The 18,333-nt window shown below is 63.6% G+C and carries 17 protein-coding genes; 16 read left to right on the forward strand and 1 reads right to left on the reverse strand.

Annotation, left to right across the window (positions count from 1 at the left end):
* Positions 1-88: 88 nt before the first annotated feature.
* From ACK5NW_RS01095 to ACK5NW_RS01105, 3 genes are all read left to right on the forward strand, one after another.
* Complete coding sequence (locus ACK5NW_RS01095; protein ID WP_416924404.1) at positions 89-292, forward strand: YdcH family protein; 204 nt, start codon at positions 89-91, stop codon at positions 290-292.
* Positions 289-2,451, forward strand: a complete 2,163-nt coding sequence (locus ACK5NW_RS01100; protein WP_416924405.1) for a helicase C-terminal domain-containing protein — start codon at positions 289-291, stop codon at positions 2,449-2,451. Before ACK5NW_RS01095 ends, ACK5NW_RS01100 begins: the two co-directional genes overlap by 4 nt.
* 714 nt (positions 2,452-3,165) lie before the next feature.
* The gene (locus ACK5NW_RS01105) at positions 3,166-3,309 is read left to right on the forward strand and encodes a hypothetical protein (protein ID WP_416924406.1); all 144 of its coding nucleotides are present in this window, start codon (positions 3,166-3,168) and stop codon (positions 3,307-3,309) included.
* Between the two features lie 172 nt (positions 3,310-3,481).
* Here ACK5NW_RS01105 and ACK5NW_RS01110 read toward each other — a convergent pair whose 3' ends face one another.
* A complete protein-coding gene (locus ACK5NW_RS01110; protein WP_416924407.1) occupies positions 3,482-4,285 on the reverse strand; it encodes an outer membrane protein assembly factor BamD in 804 nt (267 codons plus the stop codon).
* Between the two features lie 14 nt (positions 4,286-4,299).
* Between ACK5NW_RS01110 and ACK5NW_RS01115 the strand changes: the two genes are divergently transcribed.
* The 13 genes from ACK5NW_RS01115 to hfq all read left to right on the forward strand — a co-directional run bounded on the left by ACK5NW_RS01115 (position 4,300) and on the right by hfq (position 18,304).
* Positions 4,300-5,349, forward strand: coding sequence for an RluA family pseudouridine synthase (locus ACK5NW_RS01115; RefSeq protein ID WP_416924408.1), 1,050 nt, complete (start codon positions 4,300-4,302; stop codon positions 5,347-5,349).
* Positions 5,350-5,589: 240 nt separating this feature from the next.
* On the forward strand, positions 5,590-6,564 hold the full coding sequence (scpB, locus tag ACK5NW_RS01120; RefSeq protein ID WP_416924409.1) for an SMC-Scp complex subunit ScpB: 975 nt from the start codon (positions 5,590-5,592) through the stop codon (positions 6,562-6,564).
* A complete protein-coding gene (locus ACK5NW_RS01125; protein ID WP_416924410.1) occupies positions 6,561-8,030 on the forward strand; it encodes a pseudouridine synthase in 1,470 nt (489 codons plus the stop codon). The genes scpB and ACK5NW_RS01125 overlap by 4 nt, the downstream gene beginning before the upstream one ends.
* A gap of 324 nt (positions 8,031-8,354) precedes the next feature.
* Positions 8,355-8,780, forward strand: a complete 426-nt coding sequence (gene ndk, locus ACK5NW_RS01130; RefSeq protein ID WP_416924411.1) for a nucleoside-diphosphate kinase — start codon at positions 8,355-8,357, stop codon at positions 8,778-8,780.
* Between the two features lie 29 nt (positions 8,781-8,809).
* Positions 8,810-10,000, forward strand: a complete 1,191-nt coding sequence (rlmN, locus tag ACK5NW_RS01135; RefSeq protein ID WP_416924412.1) for a 23S rRNA (adenine(2503)-C(2))-methyltransferase RlmN — start codon at positions 8,810-8,812, stop codon at positions 9,998-10,000.
* A complete protein-coding gene (gene pilW, locus ACK5NW_RS01140) occupies positions 9,997-10,815 on the forward strand; it encodes a type IV pilus biogenesis/stability protein PilW (RefSeq protein ID WP_416924413.1) in 819 nt (272 codons plus the stop codon). The genes rlmN and pilW overlap by 4 nt, the downstream gene beginning before the upstream one ends.
* Positions 10,808-11,836, forward strand: a complete 1,029-nt coding sequence (locus ACK5NW_RS01145; protein ID WP_416924414.1) for a helix-turn-helix domain-containing protein — start codon at positions 10,808-10,810, stop codon at positions 11,834-11,836. Before pilW ends, ACK5NW_RS01145 begins: the two co-directional genes overlap by 8 nt.
* Positions 11,837-11,842: 6 nt before the next feature.
* On the forward strand, positions 11,843-13,123 hold the full coding sequence (gene ispG, locus ACK5NW_RS01150) for a flavodoxin-dependent (E)-4-hydroxy-3-methylbut-2-enyl-diphosphate synthase (RefSeq protein ID WP_416924415.1): 1,281 nt from the start codon (positions 11,843-11,845) through the stop codon (positions 13,121-13,123).
* A gap of 68 nt (positions 13,124-13,191) precedes the next feature.
* A complete protein-coding gene (gene hisS / locus ACK5NW_RS01155; protein WP_416924416.1) occupies positions 13,192-14,517 on the forward strand; it encodes a histidine--tRNA ligase in 1,326 nt (441 codons plus the stop codon).
* A gap of 38 nt (positions 14,518-14,555) precedes the next feature.
* Positions 14,556-15,242, forward strand: coding sequence for a YfgM family protein (locus tag ACK5NW_RS01160; RefSeq protein ID WP_416924417.1), 687 nt, complete (start codon positions 14,556-14,558; stop codon positions 15,240-15,242).
* On the forward strand, positions 15,239-16,384 hold the full coding sequence (bamB, locus tag ACK5NW_RS01165) for an outer membrane protein assembly factor BamB (RefSeq protein WP_416924418.1): 1,146 nt from the start codon (positions 15,239-15,241) through the stop codon (positions 16,382-16,384). Before ACK5NW_RS01160 ends, bamB begins: the two co-directional genes overlap by 4 nt.
* Positions 16,385-16,551: 167 nt before the next feature.
* On the forward strand, positions 16,552-17,892 hold the full coding sequence (gene der / locus ACK5NW_RS01170) for a ribosome biogenesis GTPase Der (RefSeq protein WP_416924419.1): 1,341 nt from the start codon (positions 16,552-16,554) through the stop codon (positions 17,890-17,892).
* 166 nt (positions 17,893-18,058) lie between these two features.
* The gene (gene hfq / locus ACK5NW_RS01175; RefSeq protein WP_416924420.1) at positions 18,059-18,304 is read left to right on the forward strand and encodes an RNA chaperone Hfq; all 246 of its coding nucleotides are present in this window, start codon (positions 18,059-18,061) and stop codon (positions 18,302-18,304) included.
* The last annotated feature ends 29 nt before the right edge of the window (positions 18,305-18,333 follow it).

Consider the following 18,333-nt stretch of genomic DNA (forward strand, 5'->3'; position numbering starts at 1 on the left):
GGGGCGTTGCTGGTCTTGCCAAGCTTCGTATTATCGACGCAACTTTAACGGCGCAAAATACACCTATCCTGTGTTTAGTAACAGTTTTGTGACATCTCACCTGCACTCCCTGGAAAGACAACTGATTGAGTTGCGCATGGAACACGCCGATCTGAATGCGTCCATCGACCAACTGGCCGGGCAAACCCCGGTCGATCAACTGATGGTGCAGCGCCTGAAAAAGCGCCGCTTGGCCTTGCGTGATGCCATGGCGAGACTGCAATCGGTGCTGGATCCTAAAGAACCCGCATGAAGGCGTTGATCCAGGCCGTGCAGGCGGTGTTTGATGCCGGTGGCCCACTGTCGGGGGCGGCTGAGGGCTTTTGCGTGCGCGAAGGCCAAACCTGTCTGGCGCTGGCCGTGGCTGAAACGATAGGGCAGGGCGGCGTGCTGGTGGCTGAAGCTGCCACCGGTGTGGGCAAAACCTTCGCTTATCTGGTGCCCGCATTGCTGTCGGGCGAACGGGTGCTGCTGTCTACCGCCACCAAAACCTTGCAAGACCAGTTGTTCGGGCGCGACTTGCCGCGCTTGGTGCAGGCGCTGGGCGTGCCAGTGCGCACGGCTTTGCTTAAAGGCCGGGGCAGCTACCTGTGCCTGCACCGGCTGGCGCTGGCTGGGCAAGCCGTGGACGTGCGCGAGCCGCGCCTGCGCCACGCGTTGACCAAAGTGGAGCGCTGGGCACCCACCACCCATACGGGCGATCTGGCCGAGCTGCCGGGGCTGGACGAGCGCTCGCCCATCATCCCGTTGGTGACTTCCACGCGCGAAAACTGCCTGGGCGCTGAATGCCCGCAGTTTCGCGCCTGCCACGTGAACCTGGCGCGGCGCCAAGCCATGGCCGCTGATGTGGTGGTGATTAACCATCACCTGTTTTTTGCCGATTTGGCGATTCGTGAATCTGGCATGGCCGAGTTGCTGCCCACTGTGCGTGTGGCCATTTTTGACGAGGCGCACCAGTTGAATGAAACCGGTATCCAGTTTCTGGGCCAGCATCTGGCCACCGGGCAACTGCTGGATTTGGCGCGCGATGTGCTGGCCAGCGGTTTGCAGCATGCCCGCGGCCTGTGCGACTGGATGGCGCTGGCCGCCGGGGTGGAAACCGCTGCGCGCGATCTGCGCCTGACCCTGGGTGCCGTGCGTGGGCAAGGTCAAACCCGTCTGCGCTGGAACGGGCTGGCTCCTGAAGGGGTGGACGAGGCGCAATGGCCGCGCGGTCTGGCGCGCCTGATCGCTGCGCTGAACGCCGCTGCCCAGGGGCTGGACACCGTCAGCGAGCTGTCGCCTGATTTTAGGCGTCTGGCCGAGCGTGCGCGCTTGCTGACCGCGCGTGCCGAGCGCTTCGCCCAGCCCTGCGATCCGGCGCTGGTGCGCTGGGCCGACGTGGGCGCTGCACTGCGTTTGGTCGAATCGCCGCTCGATATTGCCGAGGCCGTGCGCACCCGCCTGCTGGCAGCCCCTGCCGACGACGATGAACAGACAGGCCATGAGCGGGCTGGCGGTGCATCAGCGGGTGTATCAGCGGGTGAAACGCCTGAAGCGACGGGCCCCCCTGCACCTGTGTCTGCGTCTGCGTCTGCTCCAGAGCCTGTGATCGAGCCTGCATCCGCTGAACCAGCGCCCCCCGAACGCCCCCGCGCCTGGGTCTTCACCTCCGCCACGCTGGGCGATGACGAACGCCTGAGTTGGTTCACCCAGCCCTGCGGTTTGCAGGACGCGCGGGTGTTGCGCATCGACAGCCCGTTTGACTACGCACGTCAGGCAGCGCTGTACGTGCCCAGCCACCTGCCGCGGCCCGCCGATCCGGCCCACAGCATCCAGGTGGCCCGGCTGGCGGGCGATGCCGCCCAGCGCCTGGGCGGGCGCACCATGGTGCTCACCACCACGTTGCGCGCGCTGCGCACCATGGGCGATGCACTGCATGCGCGCTTTGGTGAAAGTGCCGGGCTTGAGGTGCTGGTGCAAGGCAGCCTGCCCAAACGCGCGCTGATGGAGCGCTTTCGTCAGGCAGGTCAAGGCGGCGCGCCAGGGGCCATCCTGGTGGCATCGGCCTCGTTCTGGGAAGGCGTGGATATGCCGGGTGAGGCGCTGCAACTGGTGGTCATCGACAAGCTGCCCTTCCCGCCGCCGGGCGATCCGCTGGTCGAAGCCCGTTGCCGCAAGCTGGAGGCGGAAGGCCGCAGTGCGTTTGCCAACTATTCCGTACCCGAAGCGGCTGTGGCCCTCAAGCAAGGTGCGGGCCGTCTGATCCGCCGCGAAACCGACACCGGCCTGCTGGTCATTGGCGACGCTCGGCTGATCCAGATGGGCTATGGCCGTCGCCTGCTGGCCGCGCTACCGCCCATGCGGCGGTTGAGCACGCAAGCGGAGTTTGATCAAGCGCTGGGGATGATGTCGGCGGAGATCACGGCTTAATCGTGACCTGCCCCTGATGGGCTGGTTTCGTGGCTTTCTGCCATCAACCCCTGTTCGCTGTATTGGTAGTACGTCGTGGTCGTTGTGCCGCCTTCTGTTACCGTCTTGGCTATCCTGCGTCCAAACGGGTCGTACCGGTAGCTGAGGAGCCTGTCGTGCGAGTCCCAGGTTTGTTTTGTGGCTTGCCCCAGGGTGTCGGTGGTCTGGATCAATCGGCCCAGCGCATCGTAGCTGTACAGGGTGGTTGCTCATCAGGCCCTGCTCACTGTAGATCAGGATATTTTATGGATCGAATCCGGATGTGGCGCTAGTGCAGCAATCGCAAGCAGCTATGAAATCAAGAGCTGCAGGGAGTGCCTTAAACCTGCGGGATAGCAAAACTTAAGACCCCAGCTTCCCCGTGGGCGGCCATCGGCACGGATGGTCCACACACGGCCAATCCATTAGGCCTGACGAACGTGTCGACGCCGAGACCCACACAACCCCAAGACGGCCAAGCACCCAGATAAACCGAGCAGCAGTTTTGTTTCCAGCGTCGGTACGCTGGCAATACTTCCTTGCCCTGAAGGAACGCCAGTGGCTGTAACAACGATAGTGGCTACTGCATTGGCGCATACGGCGGGGTTGACCGCTGGCTGTACGCAGATTTGATATGGGTAGCTGTAGGTTCCTGGCGTGGTGCTTGGCGCGACGGTGATAGTGCCATCAGTGGCCATGACGATAGAGCCACTGGTGGGCGTGGGAGCGATGATTCCGGGGGTCAAGCTCACATTGGTACCCACAGCGGCCGAGGCACCGTTGGTAGAGTCGTTTTCGGCCACGCTTGCCGTGGTGATACCTGCCGCTGGTGCCGTGTAACTGTCGTCCAGCGCAGTGATGGTGGCAAATAACCCTGGGGAAATTGGGGTCAGATCATAATTTTATTTAGCTTCGAGCTAACTTTTAACTCAACCAAATTGGCCTTTGCGCTTGTAGATAAAGCGCTAAATGCTATTGATTTTGTTGCGTTTTCAGGTGGCCTCAGATGCGCTTACCACAACTGCCACCAGGGCTTGCTTTCACCCTTTAAACCACGCACCAGGTACACGCTGTTGGGGTAGTTCTGGTCCAGCACGCGACGGGCGTCGTCGCGCAACGCGGGCATGTTGAGCTGGTCGTACGAGCGGGTGAGGATGTACAGCGCTTCTTCCAGTGCGGGGGCGTCACGGTAATCGGCAATGGCTTGCTGGGCGCGGTTGATGGCGGCGACGAACGCGCCGCGGGTGTAGTAGTAGCGCGCCACGTGTACGTCGTACTGGGCGAGGGCGTTGACGGTGTAGCGCATGCGCGCCTGGGCGTCGGGGGTGTAGCGCGATTCGGGAAAGCGGGTGACCAATTCCTGAAACGACTCGAACGCCTCTTTGGCCGCGCGCTGGTCGCGCTCGGATAAATCCTGCCGCGACAAGAAGGCGAATAATCCCAGTTCGTCGTTGAAGTTGATGATGCCCTTCATGTACAGGGCGTAGTCAATGGCCGGGCTGGCCGGGTGCAGCCGCATGAAACGGTCCAGCGTGGCGATGGCCTCGGCCTTCTGGCCGTCTTTGAACTGGGCGTAGGCTTTTTCGAGCTGGGCCTGTTGCGCCATAGGGGTGCCTGCGGCGCGGCCTTCGAGTTTTTCAAACAGCGGAATGGCTTTGTCGTAAGCGCCAGAATTCAGCTCGTCCTTGGCCTCAGACTGGATGCGGTTGGGGCTCCAGGTGTTGGCGGGGTCGGACACGGTGGTCGAGCAGCCTGCCAGCAGCGCTGCCAGCACCAAAGTGGCCGCGCCTGCGGCTGATAATCGGGCTTGTTGCATCAGTGGCCAATCTCTTGAATCACGCAAGCTCAATTATATCGACCGCCCCTGCGGCGGGCGGCAGCGTCTGGGAGCCAGAGGACAACGCGGGCGACGCGGCCGATGGCCTGGACAGCGCCGACGGGGCTGAAGTTGAGCTGCGCCAGATCGCCGTACCCGCTGATTTTCATGGCCAGCGGCTGGACCGCGCGCTGGCCAGTCTGGTGGCTGAGTTTTCGCGCAACTATTTGCGGCAGTTGATCGAAAGCGGCGCGGTACAGGTGAATGGGGCACAGGCGCTCAAGCCCGCGCAAAAAGTCCGCGCAGGTGCGCAGTTGTCGGTTGAGCTGCGCCCCACGCCCATGAGCCAGGCGTTTGTGCCGCAGGCCATCCCGCTGAATGTGCTGCACCAGGACGAGGACTTGCTGGTGATCGACAAACCGGCTGGCCTGGTGGTGCACCCCGCCCCCGGCCACTGGAGCGGTACTTTGCTCAACGCCTTGCTGGCACACGACGGGCGCGCCGCTTTGCTGCCGCGTGCGGGCATCGTGCACCGGCTGGACAAAGACACCAGCGGCCTGATGGTGGTGGCGCGCAGTCGCCCGGCCATGGACGCACTGGTGGCCCAGATTGCCGCGCGCGAGGTGCGGCGCGAATACCTGGCGCTGGCGCATCGGCCGTGGACGGGCGCGCCCGAGCGCGAGGTGGACGCCGCCATCGGCCGCGATGCCCGCAACCGCCTGCGCATGGCGGTGGTCGATCTGGCGCGCCAGCCGGGCAAGCTGGCGCAAACCCGTTTTGAACTGCTGGCCAATGCCGAGCACGGCTGCCTGGTGCGCGGGCTGCTGCGCACTGGGCGCACACACCAGATTCGGGTGCACATGGCGCATCTGGGGCACCCGCTGGTGGGCGATGCCTTGTACGGCGGCGCTGCAGCGGCAGGCATAGCGCGGCAGGCGTTGCACGCGCGGCGGCTGGCGTTGGTGCACCCGACGAGCGGTCAACTGCTGGACTTCGAGGCTGCCTTGCCGCTTGATCTGGGCAGTGCCCTGCGGCAATGGGGGCTTGGCTACAATTCGCCTTGATCGGCTGGCCCGTGGATGGGCCGCCGAATGACCGGGCAGGACAAGATGCCGCCCACCACCCAATCTTTGCACGAAGGCTGGCACCGCAGCGGTGTTTTTGGTACTTCGGATTTCTTGGCACCTTCTGGGCTGCGCCGGGCGCGGCCTGTTCAACACCACACCCATGAACCGCTCAGGCTTTGAATCGCATGAACTGCGCATGTGCGCCGCCGCTGTGGCGGCCTTGCACGGAGGTGCGCCATGAATTCGGTCGATGCACGCCGCATTCTTGAAACTGCGCTGATCTGCGCCCAGCAGCCGATGACGGTGCGCGAGCTGCGTGTGCTGTTTGATGACCAACTGAACGCCGACACCCTGAAAATCTTGCTGCAAGAGCTGCAAGACGAATGGACGCAGCGCGGTGTAGAACTGGTGCAGGTGGCCAGCGGCTGGCGCTTTCAAAGCCGCCCCGAGATGCGCGAGTACCTGGATCGGCTGAACCCCGAAAAACCGCCCAAATACACCCGCGCCACGCTGGAAACGCTGGCCATCATCGCCTACCGCCAGCCGGTCACGCGCGGCGACATCGAAGACATTCGCGGCGTCACGGTCAATTCGCAACTGCTCAAACAACTGGAAGACCGAGGCTGGGTCGAGGTGATTGGCCACCGCGAAACCGTCGGTCGCCCTGGTCTGTACGCCACCACGCGGCAGTTTCTGGACGATCTGGGGCTGGAATCGCTGGACCAGTTGCCCATGCTGGAGGCACCGTCCGAGCAGGCGGCCAGCATGTTCGATGCGCTGGAAACCGTGCAGGCTGACGCAATGACTGATGCGACGGTGGGTGCCGTCGTGGGCAATACCGCTGAATTTCAGGGCGTACCTGAAGAGGAAGCGGCTGCCGCCGAGGCATTGTCTGACGGACCGGCAGCGGCATCGCCTGATCTGCCTGCCGATGGGGCAACTTGGCCTTTTGCAGATGCACAAAGCCCCGCTGATACATCTGCCCTGGTGTCTGGCGATGTGCCCCAGACTGAAGCCAGCCCTGCGTCAGAGTTGCCACCGAAGCTGCCAGAACAAGCCGATGCAGCCCCTTCAGACGAGCTGGAAACCAATTCTGATGTCAGCACCGGCGCGGATGCGCAGGCCGAAACACCGATTGAAACCGAAGTTGCCCCCGACACGGACAAGCTGCTGAACGACGATCTCCCACCCACCCCAACGCCCACACCATGAACGCCGACGAGCCGACCCCACTGGATACCGAAGGCCCTGACGATGCTGAAGGCCAAACCACTGGTGCGCCACGTCAGCGCACCGAAAAATCTAAACAAAAATCGCCTTCAACGCCGTCTCGACAAGCACAAAAAGCTACAAAAAGCGAAGCAAATCAACCCACTGATGATCTGGGGGCTGTGGCTGCGCTACCGGCGGCCACTTCGGATGATCTGGCCCCGGTGGTCATCGACGACGTGCTGTCCGGCCGTTTTGACGATGAAGCCGACGCCCCGGCCACACCGCCCACACCGCCCAAGCGCGTGCTGCTGCCCCAGCCTGAGCAACCCAAGCTGCACAAGGTGCTGGCCCAGGCGGGCCTGGGGTCGCGGCTGGAAATGGAGCGGCTGATTCTGGAGGGGCGCATCAGCGTCAACGGCCAGCCTGCGCACGTGGGCCAGCGTATTCAGTACGGCGACCAGGTGCGCATCAATGGTCGCCCGATCCAGGTGCGCATTGCACCGCCACCGGCGCGCGTGCTGGCCTACCACAAGCCGGTGGGCGAGCTGGTCACGCACGACGATCCGCAAAACCGGCCCACCGTGTTCCGCAAACTGCCGCGCCTGCAGGCGGGGCAGGGCAAATGGCAGTCAGTCGGGCGGCTGGACTTGAACACCGAAGGGCTGCTGCTGCTGACCAACTCGGGCGAGCTGGCCAACCGCCTGATGCACCCGCGCTTTGGGCTGGAGCGCGAATACGCCGTGCGCGTGTTGGGCGCGCTGACTGACGATGAAAAGCAGCGCCTGCTGGACGGCGTGACGCTGGACGACGGTATGGCGCAGTTCAGCTCGATCAAGGAAGAGGGCGTCAGCGAAGGGGCCAACCAGTGGTACCGCGTGACCATCTCCGAGGGCCGCAATCGCGAGGTGCGGCGCATGGTTGAATCGGTCGGCCACGCCGTCAGCCGCCTGATCCGCATCCGCTACGGGGCCATGCTGCTGCCGCGCGGCTTGAAGCGCGGCATGTGGATGGAGCTGGGCGAGCGCGACATCCGCGCGCTGGGCGAAGCCTCGGGCACGCCCGAGCGGGTGATTCGTGGCGGGCGCGAGCCTGGCCCTGCGCAGGCCGACAAGCCGCGCCGTGGTCGGGGCGACCGCGGGCACAGCAGCGGCCCGCGCCCCAGCATGGCGGGCGGCGCGCCGCGCGATATGCAGCCGCCACAGCCGCCGCGCCCCGCACCGAGCGGCCCGCGCCGCCGTGGCGGCAGCATGGGCGGTGGTGCGGGCGGTAGAGCCGATGACGTGGGCAGCGCATCGGGTCGCAGGGGCCGGGTGCAGCCGGATCCGCTGAAAACTTCGCAAGGCTATATCGGTGCCGACAGCCTGTCGCGCCAGCGCAGACCAGCGTCTGGCGCGGGCAAGACCAAGACGCGCGGCAGTGGTGCAGGCCAGCGGCGGGGCGGTACAGGCGGTGGGCGGCGCGGATGATCGTGCTTTTACCGCGCTGAACTGCGGTTAGAGCGTGTTCAAAGTCTCTGCGCGGGTGTGTGTGCGCGGCCCCGGGCGGTCTGCTGCGTTGCAAATCCTCGCGATATCGCCAGGTATCGCTGCGGTTTGCGCCTTGCAGCCCATCCCGATCCGCATCCCACACCCTTTACGCTGAGACTTTGAACACGCTCTTAAAGCAACGGCTGAAACTGTAGCCACGGATGCCCTTGTGGCTGCTGGGTTGACCCGGTCGCCGGTTAAAATGAAGAGCTTTGCCTTTTACGGGCAAAACGGTTTTCTTTTTATTACAGGATCATTGCTTTTATGGCTACCCAACGCACTCTTTCCATCATCAAGCCCGACGCCGTGGCCAAGAACGTCATCGGCCAGATCTACGCGCGTTTTGAAGCCGCTGGCCTGAAAATCGTGGCGGCCCGTTTGCAGCATCTGTCGCGCCGTGAGGCAGAGCAGTTTTATGCCGTGCACAAAGAGCGCCCGTTCTTCAAGGATTTGGTGGATTTCATGGTCTCTGGCCCGGTCATGATCCAGGTGCTGGAAGGCGAAGACGCCATCGCCAAAAACCGCGAGCTGATGGGTGCGACCGACCCCAAAAAGGCCGACAAGGGCACCATCCGCGCCGACTTTGCCGATTCGATCGACGCCAACGCGGTGCACGGCTCCGATGCGCCTGAAACCGCCGCTGTCGAAGTGGCGTTCTTCTTCCCCGGCCTGGCCATTTACTCGCGCTGAAGCTGAGCGCGGCCTTTGGGGCCGCTGATATGAACGCCATCACCCCGGTCAACCTGCTCGATTTCGACCTTGACGGACTCGCTGCGTATTGCGAGAGGCTGGGTGAAAAGCGTTTTCGCGCTGTGCAGCTGCTGCGCTGGGTGCACCAGCGCGGTGTGGCTGATTTTGGCCAGATGAGCGACTTGGCCAAGTCTTTGCGTGACAAGCTGGCAGGCCGTGCCGAGGTGCGTGCGCTGCCCGTGCTGCGCCAGCACGAATCGCGCGACGGCACCATCAAGTGGCTGTTCGACGTGGGCGGCGGCAACGCCGTCGAGGCGGTGTTCATCCCCGAATTCGAGTCCGATGACGGCGGCGCGCTGGATCGCGGCACGCTGTGCGTGTCGTCGCAGGCCGGTTGTGCCGTAGGCTGCCGCTTTTGCTCCACGGGCCATCAGGGTTTCAGCCGCAATTTGACGACGGGCGAGATCGTCGCTCAGCTGTGGTTTGCCGAGCACTATCTGCGCCGCAAGTTGGGCCAGGACACGCGCGTCATCTCCAACGTGGTGATGATGGGCATGGGTGAGCCGCTGCAAAACTATGACCGCTTGATACCTGCGCTGCGCCTGATGCTGGATGACCACGGCTACGGCCTGTCGCGTCGGCGCGTGACGGTGTCTACCTCGGGCGTGGTGCCCATGATCGACCGGCTGGCGCGCGATTGTCCGGTGGCGCTGGCGGTGTCGTTGCATGCGCCCTCAGATGCTTTGCGCGATCATCTGGTGCCGCTGAATCGCAAATACCCGCTGGATGAACTGTTGCAAACCTGCGTCCGCTACCTGGCCAGCGCGCCACGCGACTTCATCACGTTTGAATACTGCATGCTTGATGGCGTCAACGATGCGCCCGAGCACGCCCAGGCGCTGATCGCGCTGGTGCGCCAGCACAGCGCGCAGGGCCTGCGCTGCAAGTTCAACCTGATTCCGTTTAACCCATTTCCGCAGTCCGGGCTGGCGTGTTCGCCCACGGCGCGCGTACAGGCGTTCGGTAAGCTGCTGAACGCAGCGGGTATCGTCACCACCGTGCGCAAAACGCGCGGTGACGACATTGACGCGGCCTGTGGCCAACTGGCTGGCGATGTGCAAGACCGCACGCGGGCACCAGAGCGCATGGCGCGCCAGCGTACGATGGTGTTGCACCATGCACCAGTCAAGACGGTGTCGACTACAAAGGTGGTTTCATGATTTTTGTTTCTTCGTTTTCCACAGGGCGGCTCCTGCGGGCCTGGGCGGCGCTGGCATTGGTGGGGGCGCTGACGGGCTGTGTCAACCAGCCCGGGTTTGGCGACATTCCGCCCGAGCTGCAAACCGCATCGGACGAAACTGATGACCGCAAACGCGCCCGCACGCGCGTGCTGCTGGCCACCAGCTATTTCCAGAATGGGCAGACCATGGTGGCGCTGGACGAGGTGAAAAAAGCCATCCAGACCGACCCCAGCTTTTCGGAGTCCTACAACTTGGCCGGGCTGATCTACATGGCCATGGGCGAGCAGCAACTGGCGGGCAGCAATTTTCAGCGCGCCGTACAACTGAATTCGCGCGATGGCAATGCGTGGCACAACCTGGGCTGGTTGCAGTGCCAAGGTGGTGACTATGCCGCCGCCACACAGTCGTTTCAGACCGCCATTGCCCTGCCGACTTACCGCGAGCGCGCCAAAACCACCATGGCGCAAGGCGTGTGCGAAGCCCGCAGCGGGGACTTGGCCAAAGCCGAGGCGACCTTGCTGCGCGCCTACGAGCTGGACGCGGGCAACCCGGTCACCGGCTACAACTTGGCCAAGCTGATGTACCAGCGTGGCGAATTTGAGCGCGCGCGCTTTTACGTCCGCAGGCTGAACAACAGCGAAATGGCCAATGCCGAGTCGCTGTGGCTGGGTGTCCGGATCGAGCGCAAGCTGAACAACGGCCAGGCCATGGAGCAACTGGCCTCGCAGTTGCGCAGACGCTTTCCCGAGTCGAACGAGTTGAAAGCCTACAAACAAGGGCAGTTTGATGACTGAGCGCGAGGCCGAGCCTGTCAGCGCCACGGAAAGCGCCACGGAAGATCGCGCAGAGCAGGCCAGCATCATCCAAGCCAGCGCCACCCAGGCCGGGTCGTTGACGGCCGGTGCCATGCTGCGCCAGATGCGCGAGGCGGCAGAGGTTGACCAGGCATTGCTGGCCAGTGCGCTGAAAGTGTCACCGCAAAAAATCCAGGCGCTGGAGAGCGATCAGTTCGATCAGTTGCCCGACATGACCTTTGCGCGCGGCCTGGCGTCGGCTGTGGCCCGCGCATTTGGCGCAGACCCGGCCCCGGTGCTGGAGCGCATGCCCGTGGCCGCGCCCGATCTGCATGCGCCTGCGGGTGTGGGCAGTGCGCCGTTTCGCGGCGCTGGTGACAGGCCTGCCCCGATGCTGGCGAGCAGCTTTTCCAAACCTTTGCTGTGGGGCGTGATCGCGCTTTTGGTCGGGGCGGTCGTCCTGTGGCGGCTGCCGACGCTGCCCATTCAATTGGGCGCACCTCAACCGGGCGCGCCTGCAACCGGTCAAGACGCTGCCGTGACAGAGTCGGCACCGGGCGAGGTGACTGAAAGCCTGTCGTTGAACCAGGCGGAGAATGTGCCGCTTGAGTCGGCCTCAGAGGCGACTTCAATAACCACATCGGAATCTGTATCTGCATCGATGGTGCCCCCGGCGGCTTTGCCTGCCAGCGCGGCGTCGGTCACGCCTGGTGCGCCGGTGCCGCTTGCGTCGGTGCCGCTTGCTGCGGCATCGGATGCGGCGCGCAACGCCGCTCAGGCCGCCACCGGTGCCGTGGTTTTTGAGGCCACGGGCGAGACCTGGGTGGCGGTGCGCGATGCCAACGGCAAGGTGCTCATCAATCGCACGCTTCAGTCAGGTGCCAAGCTGGGCGTGAGCGGTGATTTGCCCCTGTCGGTTACTGTGGGTCGCAAGGACGCGGTGGCGGTCACGGTGCATGGCAAGCCTTTTGACATCAAGTCGCTCAGCCGTTCGGCGGTGGCGCGTTTCGAGGTCAAGTAAGTGGACATGGCTGCCCCCACCTTGCCTGTTGCGGTGGCCCAGCCTTTGCCGCGCCGCAGCCGTCAGGCCCGCGTGGTCTGGGGCCAGCGCGTGGTTACCGTGGGCGGCGACGCGCCGGTGCGCGTGCAGTCGATGACCAATACCGACACGCAAGACCCCGTGGTCACTGCCATCCAATGCAAAGAGCTGGCACTGGCGGGCAGCGAGCTGGTGCGCATCACCGTCAATACGCCCGAGGCGGCGGCGCAAGTGCCCTACATTCGTGAGCAGTTGGATCGCATGGGCATCGATGTGCCACTGATTGGCGACTTTCATTACAACGGCCACCGCCTGCTGACCGAGCACCCCGGCTGTGCCCAGGCGCTCAGTAAATACCGCATCAACCCCGGCAACGTGGGTAAAGGGACTAAGCGCGATACCCAGTTCGGCCAGATGATCGAAGCGGCCCTGAAGTGGGACAAGCCGGTGCGCATTGGCGTCAACTGGGGCAGTCTGGATCAGGATTTGATGGCGGAGCTGATGGACGAAAACAGCGGCCGCGTCCCACCCTGGGACGCGCGCCAGGTGATGTACGAGGCGCTGATCCAGTCGGCCATCGACTCGGCTGGGCGTGCCGTGGCCATGGGCATGGCACCAAGCCAAGTCATCCTGAGCTGCAAGGTCAGCGGCGTGCAGGACTTGATCGCCGTTTACCGCGAGCTGGCGCGCCGTTGCGACTATCCGTTGCACCTGGGGCTGACCGAAGCGGGCATGGCCACCAAAGGTACTGTGGCGTCCAGCACCGCGCTGGGCATCTTGTTGCAAGAAGGTATTGGCGACACCATTCGCGTCAGCCTGACGCCGCAGCCGGGCGAAGCGCGCACGCAAGAGGTGGTGGTGGCGTCGGAAATTTTGCAGTCGCTCGGCCTGCGCGTGTTCGTGCCCAGCGTCACCGCCTGCCCGGGTTGCGGGCGCACCACCAGCACCACGTTCCAGGAGCTGGCCAAGCAGATCGACGACCACCTGCGTGCACAGATGCCGGTGTGGCGCAGCCGTTACCCCGGCGTTGAAAAGCTCAAGGTGGCGGTGATGGGCTGCATCGTCAACGGCCCGGGTGAGAGCAAGCACGCCGACATCGGCATCAGCCTGCCCGGCACGGGCGAAGCCCCGGCGGCCCCGGTGTTCATCGACGGCGAAAAAGCCGTGACCTTGCGCGGCGAGCACATCGCGACGGAATTCCATGCGCTGGTCGAGCGCTATATCCAGCAGCGTTTTGGTGCTGAAGCCGTGGCCAGTGCCAAAAGTTAAAAATCAAACCATGCTTTGACGCTTGTGTAACAAGCGATTGAAGCTATTAAAAATATAGTTTTATTGCCATGTCAAAAACACCTTCGATTCAGGCCATCAAAGGCATGAACGACATCTTGCCGCCCACGTCGGCGCGCTGGCAATGGCTGGAAGATCAGGTGCGCTGTGTGATGGGCAGCTTTGCCTACCGCAACGCTCGCACGCCCATCATGGAGCAGGTGCAGTTGTACACGCGCGGCCTGGGTGAGGTGACCGACATCGTCGAAAAAGAGATGTATTCGTTCCAGGATCGGCAAGACAAGCACGGCGACGCTGACCATCTGGCGCTGCGCCCCGAAGGCACCGCCGGTCTGGTGCGCGCCGTGGCCGAGCACAACCTGCTGTACGACGGCGGCAAGCGCCTGTTCTACATGGGGCCGATGTTCCGGCGCGAGCGTCCGCAGCGTGGCCGCTATCGCCAGTTTCATCAGATCGGTGCCGAGGCGCTGGGCTTTGGCGGCCCCGAGGCCGACGCCGAGATGATTTTGCTGGCCGTGGCGCTGTGGCGTGCACTGGGCATCAAAAACTGGCGCCTCGAACTCAACAGCCTGGGTCAGCCTGATGAGCGGCGCGCCCATCGCGAAGCCCTGATCGCCTACTTCGAGCAGCATCAGGAGCAGTTGGACGAAGACGCGCGCCGCCGCCTGCACAGCAACCCGCTGCGTATTCTGGACACCAAGAACCCGGCCATGCAGGCGCTGGTCGATGGCGCGCCCAAGCTGCTTGACTATCTTGGCGCGGCGTCACAACAGCACTTTGCGGCGGTACAGGCCATGCTGCGCGCCAGCGGTGTTGAATGGCGCATCAACCCGCGTCTGGTGCGCGGGCTGGACTATTACAACCTGACGGTGTTCGAGTTCATCACCGACAGCCTGGGCGCGCAAGGCACCATTTGCGGCGGTGGTCGCTACGACTATCTTGTTGAGCAGATCGGCGGCAAACCCGCGCCCGCCGTCGGCTGGGCCATGGGTGTGGAGCGGGTGCTGGAGCTGCTGCAAGAAGAGGGCATGGCCGTGCCCGAGCCGGTGCCCGATGCTTACGCGGTGATCCCTGATGCGGCGGCGCTGCCTGCGGTAATGCCCTGCTTGCAAGCGCTGCGCGCGGCGGGGGTGGCGGTGCAAATGCACGCCAGCAGTGGGCAAGCGGACGCGGGCATGGGCAGCATGAAAAGCCAGCTCAAGCGCGCCGATGCCTCAGGTGCGCGCTTTGCGCTGATTTTTGGCGCGCAAGAACTGGCCGAAGGGCAGATTACCGTCAAAGCGCTGCGCGATGGTGCAGGCCAGCAAAGCCGCCAGCCGCTGGCCGACGCGGCGGCCTGGGCCGCCACCCTAAAATCTCCCGATTCAGCACAGTGATCCACACGACCGCAACAACACGACCGTAACGAACCGCCATGGCAACACATCTCGACCTTGAAGAACAGGAACAGCTTGACGCGCTCAAGCACTTCTGGAACCAGTGGGGCAACCTGATTACCTGGGGGCTGATCGCCGTGCTGGCGGCCCTGGCCAGCTTCAACGGCTGGCAGTACTGGCAACGCCGTCAGGCGGCGCAGGCCGCTGTGCTGTACGACGAAATCAGTCGCAGCGCCGAGGCGGGCGAGCTGGAGCGGCTGCAACGCGCGCTGGCAGATATGAAAGACAAGTTTGGCAGCACCACCTACGCCGCCCAGAGTGGTTTACTGGCGGCCAAGACCCTGTATGAAAAAGACAAAGCAGCCGAGGCCAAGGCCGCGCTGACCTGGGTGGCTGAGCAGGCACCCATGGACGCGCTGCAAGCTGTGGCCCGTTTGCGGCTGGCGTCTATCCAGACGGGCGAAAAAGCCTATGACGAGGCGCTGAAAACCCTGTCGGCCAGCGTGCCCGAGCAATTTGCGGCTTTGGTGGCCGACCGGCGCGGTGACGTGCTGCTGCTGCAAGACAAGCGCGCCGAAGCGGCGGTGGAGTTTGGCAGGGCTTATCAGGGCTTGAGCGCTGACAGCGGTGACTACCGCCGTCTGGTGGGCATCAAGCTCAACGCGCTGGGCATCGATCCGGAAGCGGCGGGCACCCGTGCAGCGGCTGACGGGGCCAAGTCATGAAAACGCTGACTGGCCAAACTTGGCGGCGCTGGCCTGTGGCCGGTGCTGCGTTGCTGGTGCTGGCTGTGCTGGCCGGATGTGCTGGTGGCAGCAAACGGCCCGAACCGGCCGAGTTGCCCCCCAATGTGGCTGTGCTTGGCGTGCGGCAAGCCTGGGTGGCGCGGGCGACCGAAGTGGCGTTTCCGCTGGAAGTGCACGTCGCTGGTCAGCAGGTGGCGCTGGCGGGATCGGACGGCACGGTGCTGACGCTGGACGCGGCCACGGGCCAGACGCTGGGCCGCGCGCAGGTGGGCGAGGCGCTGTCGGGCGGCGTGGGCAGCGATGGCCAGGTCACCGCCGTGGTGACGCGGGTCAACGAAGTCGTGGCTTTGTCTGGCGGGCGTGAAATCTGGCGCCACCGTCTGGGCACGCAAAGCTATACCGCGCCGCTGGTGGCCGGCGGGCGCGTGTTCGTGCTTGGAGCTGACCGCTCCTTGACAGGCATGGACGGTCAGACCGGGGCTGTTCTGTGGAATGTGCAGCGCACCACCGAGCCGCTGGTGCTGCGGCAGGCGGGGGTGTTGACAGCAGTGGGCAATACGTTGGTGGCCGGGTTGTCGGGGCGCCTGGTCGGCGTCAATCCTGACAACGGGAGCATTCTTTGGGAAGCCCCCGTGGCGTCGGCGCGGGGCACCAACGACGTGGAACGCCTGGTCGATCTGGTGGGCGGTGTGAGCCGTCAGGCCAACGTGGTGTGCACGCGCGCTTTCCAGGCGGCGGTGGGCTGTGTGGATACCCACAACGGCCAGGTGCAATGGACCCGGCAGGCCAATGGGGCTACCGGAATTTCAGGCGATGGTGAACGCCTGTATGGCACGGAAGGCGATGGCCGCGTGATGGCCTGGAACGCGCAAGATGGTGGCCGGGCCTGGGTGGCTGATGATTTGCAATGGCGCTTTTTGACCGGCACGCTGGTGTTGGGCAGCGCGGTGGTGTTTGGCGACAGCACGGGTTTGGTGCACCTGCGTGCACGCGCCGACGGCAAACCGCTGAACCGCCTGCGCACCGATGGCTCAGGCATTGCCGCCACGCCCGTGCTGGCGGGCAATACCCTGGTGGTGGTGACGCGCAAAGGCGCGGTGTACGGCTTTGTGCTGGAATAGATGCACACCCCCCTGAGTCGCTGCGCGCCTTTCCCCCTCTCCTGCGGGATGGGGGACACCGCCAGTGGCCGGGCCAAGCCCGCTCCACGGCGGTACCTGGTTTGTACAGCCATTGGCCAGGAAGGGGTGCCGAAACCGACTGATCTTTTTTGTTCAGGACTGCTTGAGTGAAACCCGTTATCGCGCTGGTGGGGCGGCCCAATGTGGGCAAATCCACCCTGTTCAACCGGCTGACCAAAAGCCGGGACGCCATCGTGGCCGATTTTGCGGGCCTGACGCGTGACCGCCACTATGGCCAAGGTCAGTTGGGTGGGCGCGAATACATCGTGATCGACACCGGCGGCTTTGAGCCGGATGCCGACAGCGGCATCTTCAAAGAGATGGCCAAACAGACGCAGCAGGCCGTGGCCGAGGCCGATGTGGTGATTTTCATGGTGGACGCGCGCGCCGGGCTGTCGGGGCAAGACCATGACATTGCCCATTACCTGCGCCGCTTGGGCAAAACCTGCTTGCTGATTGCCAACAAGGCTGAGGGCATGCGCGAAGGCGCACAACTGGCCGAGTTTTATGAACTGGGCCTGGGCGAGGTGGTGCCGGTGTCGGCCGCGCATGGGCAAGGCGTGCGTTCCATGTTGGACGCGGCGCTGGACGCGCTGGGCATTCCTGAGCCAGACGAAGACGCGGCCGAGCCAGATGAAAGCCTGATCCGCCTGGCTGTGGCGGGTCGTCCCAACGTAGGCAAGTCCACGCTCATCAACACCTGGCTGGGCGAAGAACGCTTGGTGGCGTTCGACTTGCCTGGCACCACGCGCGACGCCATCAGCGTGCCGTTTGAACGCAATGGGCAGCGTTTTGAGCTGATCGACACCGCAGGATTGCGCCGCAAAGGCAAGGTGTTTGAGGCGATTGAAAAATTTTCGGTCGTCAAGACCTTGCAGGCTATTGAATCGTCCAACGTGGTGCTGCTGTTGCTGGACGCCACGCAAGGTATTACCGACCAGGATGCGCACATTGCGGGCTTCATCCTTGATGCGGGCCGCGCCGTGGTGCTGGCGGTGAATAAGTGGGATGCGGTGGATGCCTATCAGCGCGAGCTGGTGCAACGTGCCATCGAGACACGGCTGGCGTTTCTGAAGTTTGCCGAGATTCATTTCATCTCGGTCAAAAAGCGCCAGGGCCTGGGGCCGCTGTGGGGCTCGATTGCCAAGGCGCACAAAGCCGCGCTGCGCAAAATGCCGACGCCACAGCTCACCCGCTTGCTGCAAGAGGCGGTGCAGTTTCAGCAACCCCGGCGTGCTGGTATGTACCGCCCTAAACTGCGTTATGCCCACCAGGGCGGGATGAACCCACCGGTCATCGTGGTGCATGGCAACTCACTGGACGGGGTGACCGATGCTTACAAGCGCTATCTGGAAGGGCGCTTTCGCAAGGCGTTCGATTTGATTGGCACGCCCTTGCGTATCGAAATGAAATCGGCACGGAACCCTTACGCCGACAAGGACTCATAAGCTGTCTTGGTGCACACCTGCCGTGGCGTGGGCAATGGACTTCTTCGCTGACATTGACCATTTGGCGCAATGACCGGGGTTGATTTTTCAGAACTCGCCCACAATTAAATAGTTCTTTTGTGGTAAATTCCATTCTTTTCTCAACTTCTCGAACACGGAGAATATCGTGAGCAATAAAGGGCAACTCCTACAAGACCCGTTTCTCAACACCTTGCGTCGTGAGCACATTCCGGTGTCCATCTATTTGGTCAACGGCATCAAGCTGCAAGGACAGATTGAGTCTTTTGATCAATACGTTGTGCTTTTGCGCAACACCGTTACGCAGATGGTCTACAAACACGCCATCTCGACCATCGTGCCTGGCCGTGCGGTCAATTTTGCAGCCGCTAACGATCAGCAAGACGCTGATTAAACAAGACTTGGACACCAAGTCCAGAATTG

It is taken from the genome of Ottowia sp. (assembly GCF_047975795.1).
In the GTDB taxonomy this organism is placed as follows: Bacteria; Pseudomonadota; Gammaproteobacteria; order Burkholderiales; family Burkholderiaceae_C; genus Ottowia.

Excerpts from the sequence above, each read along its gene's own strand:
- ACK5NW_RS01145 (WP_416924414.1), top strand. The coding sequence starts at position 10,808 with ATGACTGAGCGCGAGGCCGAGCCTGTCAGCGCCACGGAAAGCGCCACG.
- bamB (WP_416924418.1), top strand. The coding sequence starts at position 15,239 with ATGAAAACGCTGACTGGCCAAACTTGGCGGCGCTGGCCTGTGGCCGGT.
- ACK5NW_RS01105 (WP_416924406.1), top strand. The coding sequence starts at position 3,166 with ATGACGATAGAGCCACTGGTGGGCGTGGGAGCGATGATTCCGGGGGTC.
- scpB (WP_416924409.1), top strand. The coding sequence starts at position 5,590 with ATGAATTCGGTCGATGCACGCCGCATTCTTGAAACTGCGCTGATCTGC.
- rlmN (WP_416924412.1), top strand. The coding sequence starts at position 8,810 with ATGAACGCCATCACCCCGGTCAACCTGCTCGATTTCGACCTTGACGGA.
- ACK5NW_RS01100 (WP_416924405.1), top strand. The coding sequence starts at position 289 with ATGAAGGCGTTGATCCAGGCCGTGCAGGCGGTGTTTGATGCCGGTGGC.
- ACK5NW_RS01110 (WP_416924407.1), bottom strand. The coding sequence starts at position 4,285 with ATGCAACAAGCCCGATTATCAGCCGCAGGCGCGGCCACTTTGGTGCTG.
- hisS (WP_416924416.1), top strand. The coding sequence starts at position 13,192 with ATGTCAAAAACACCTTCGATTCAGGCCATCAAAGGCATGAACGACATC.
- pilW (WP_416924413.1), top strand. The coding sequence starts at position 9,997 with ATGATTTTTGTTTCTTCGTTTTCCACAGGGCGGCTCCTGCGGGCCTGG.
- ACK5NW_RS01160 (WP_416924417.1), top strand. The coding sequence starts at position 14,556 with ATGGCAACACATCTCGACCTTGAAGAACAGGAACAGCTTGACGCGCTC.
- ndk (WP_416924411.1), top strand. The coding sequence starts at position 8,355 with ATGGCTACCCAACGCACTCTTTCCATCATCAAGCCCGACGCCGTGGCC.
- ispG (WP_416924415.1), top strand. The coding sequence starts at position 11,843 with ATGGCTGCCCCCACCTTGCCTGTTGCGGTGGCCCAGCCTTTGCCGCGC.
- ACK5NW_RS01125 (WP_416924410.1), top strand. The coding sequence starts at position 6,561 with ATGAACGCCGACGAGCCGACCCCACTGGATACCGAAGGCCCTGACGAT.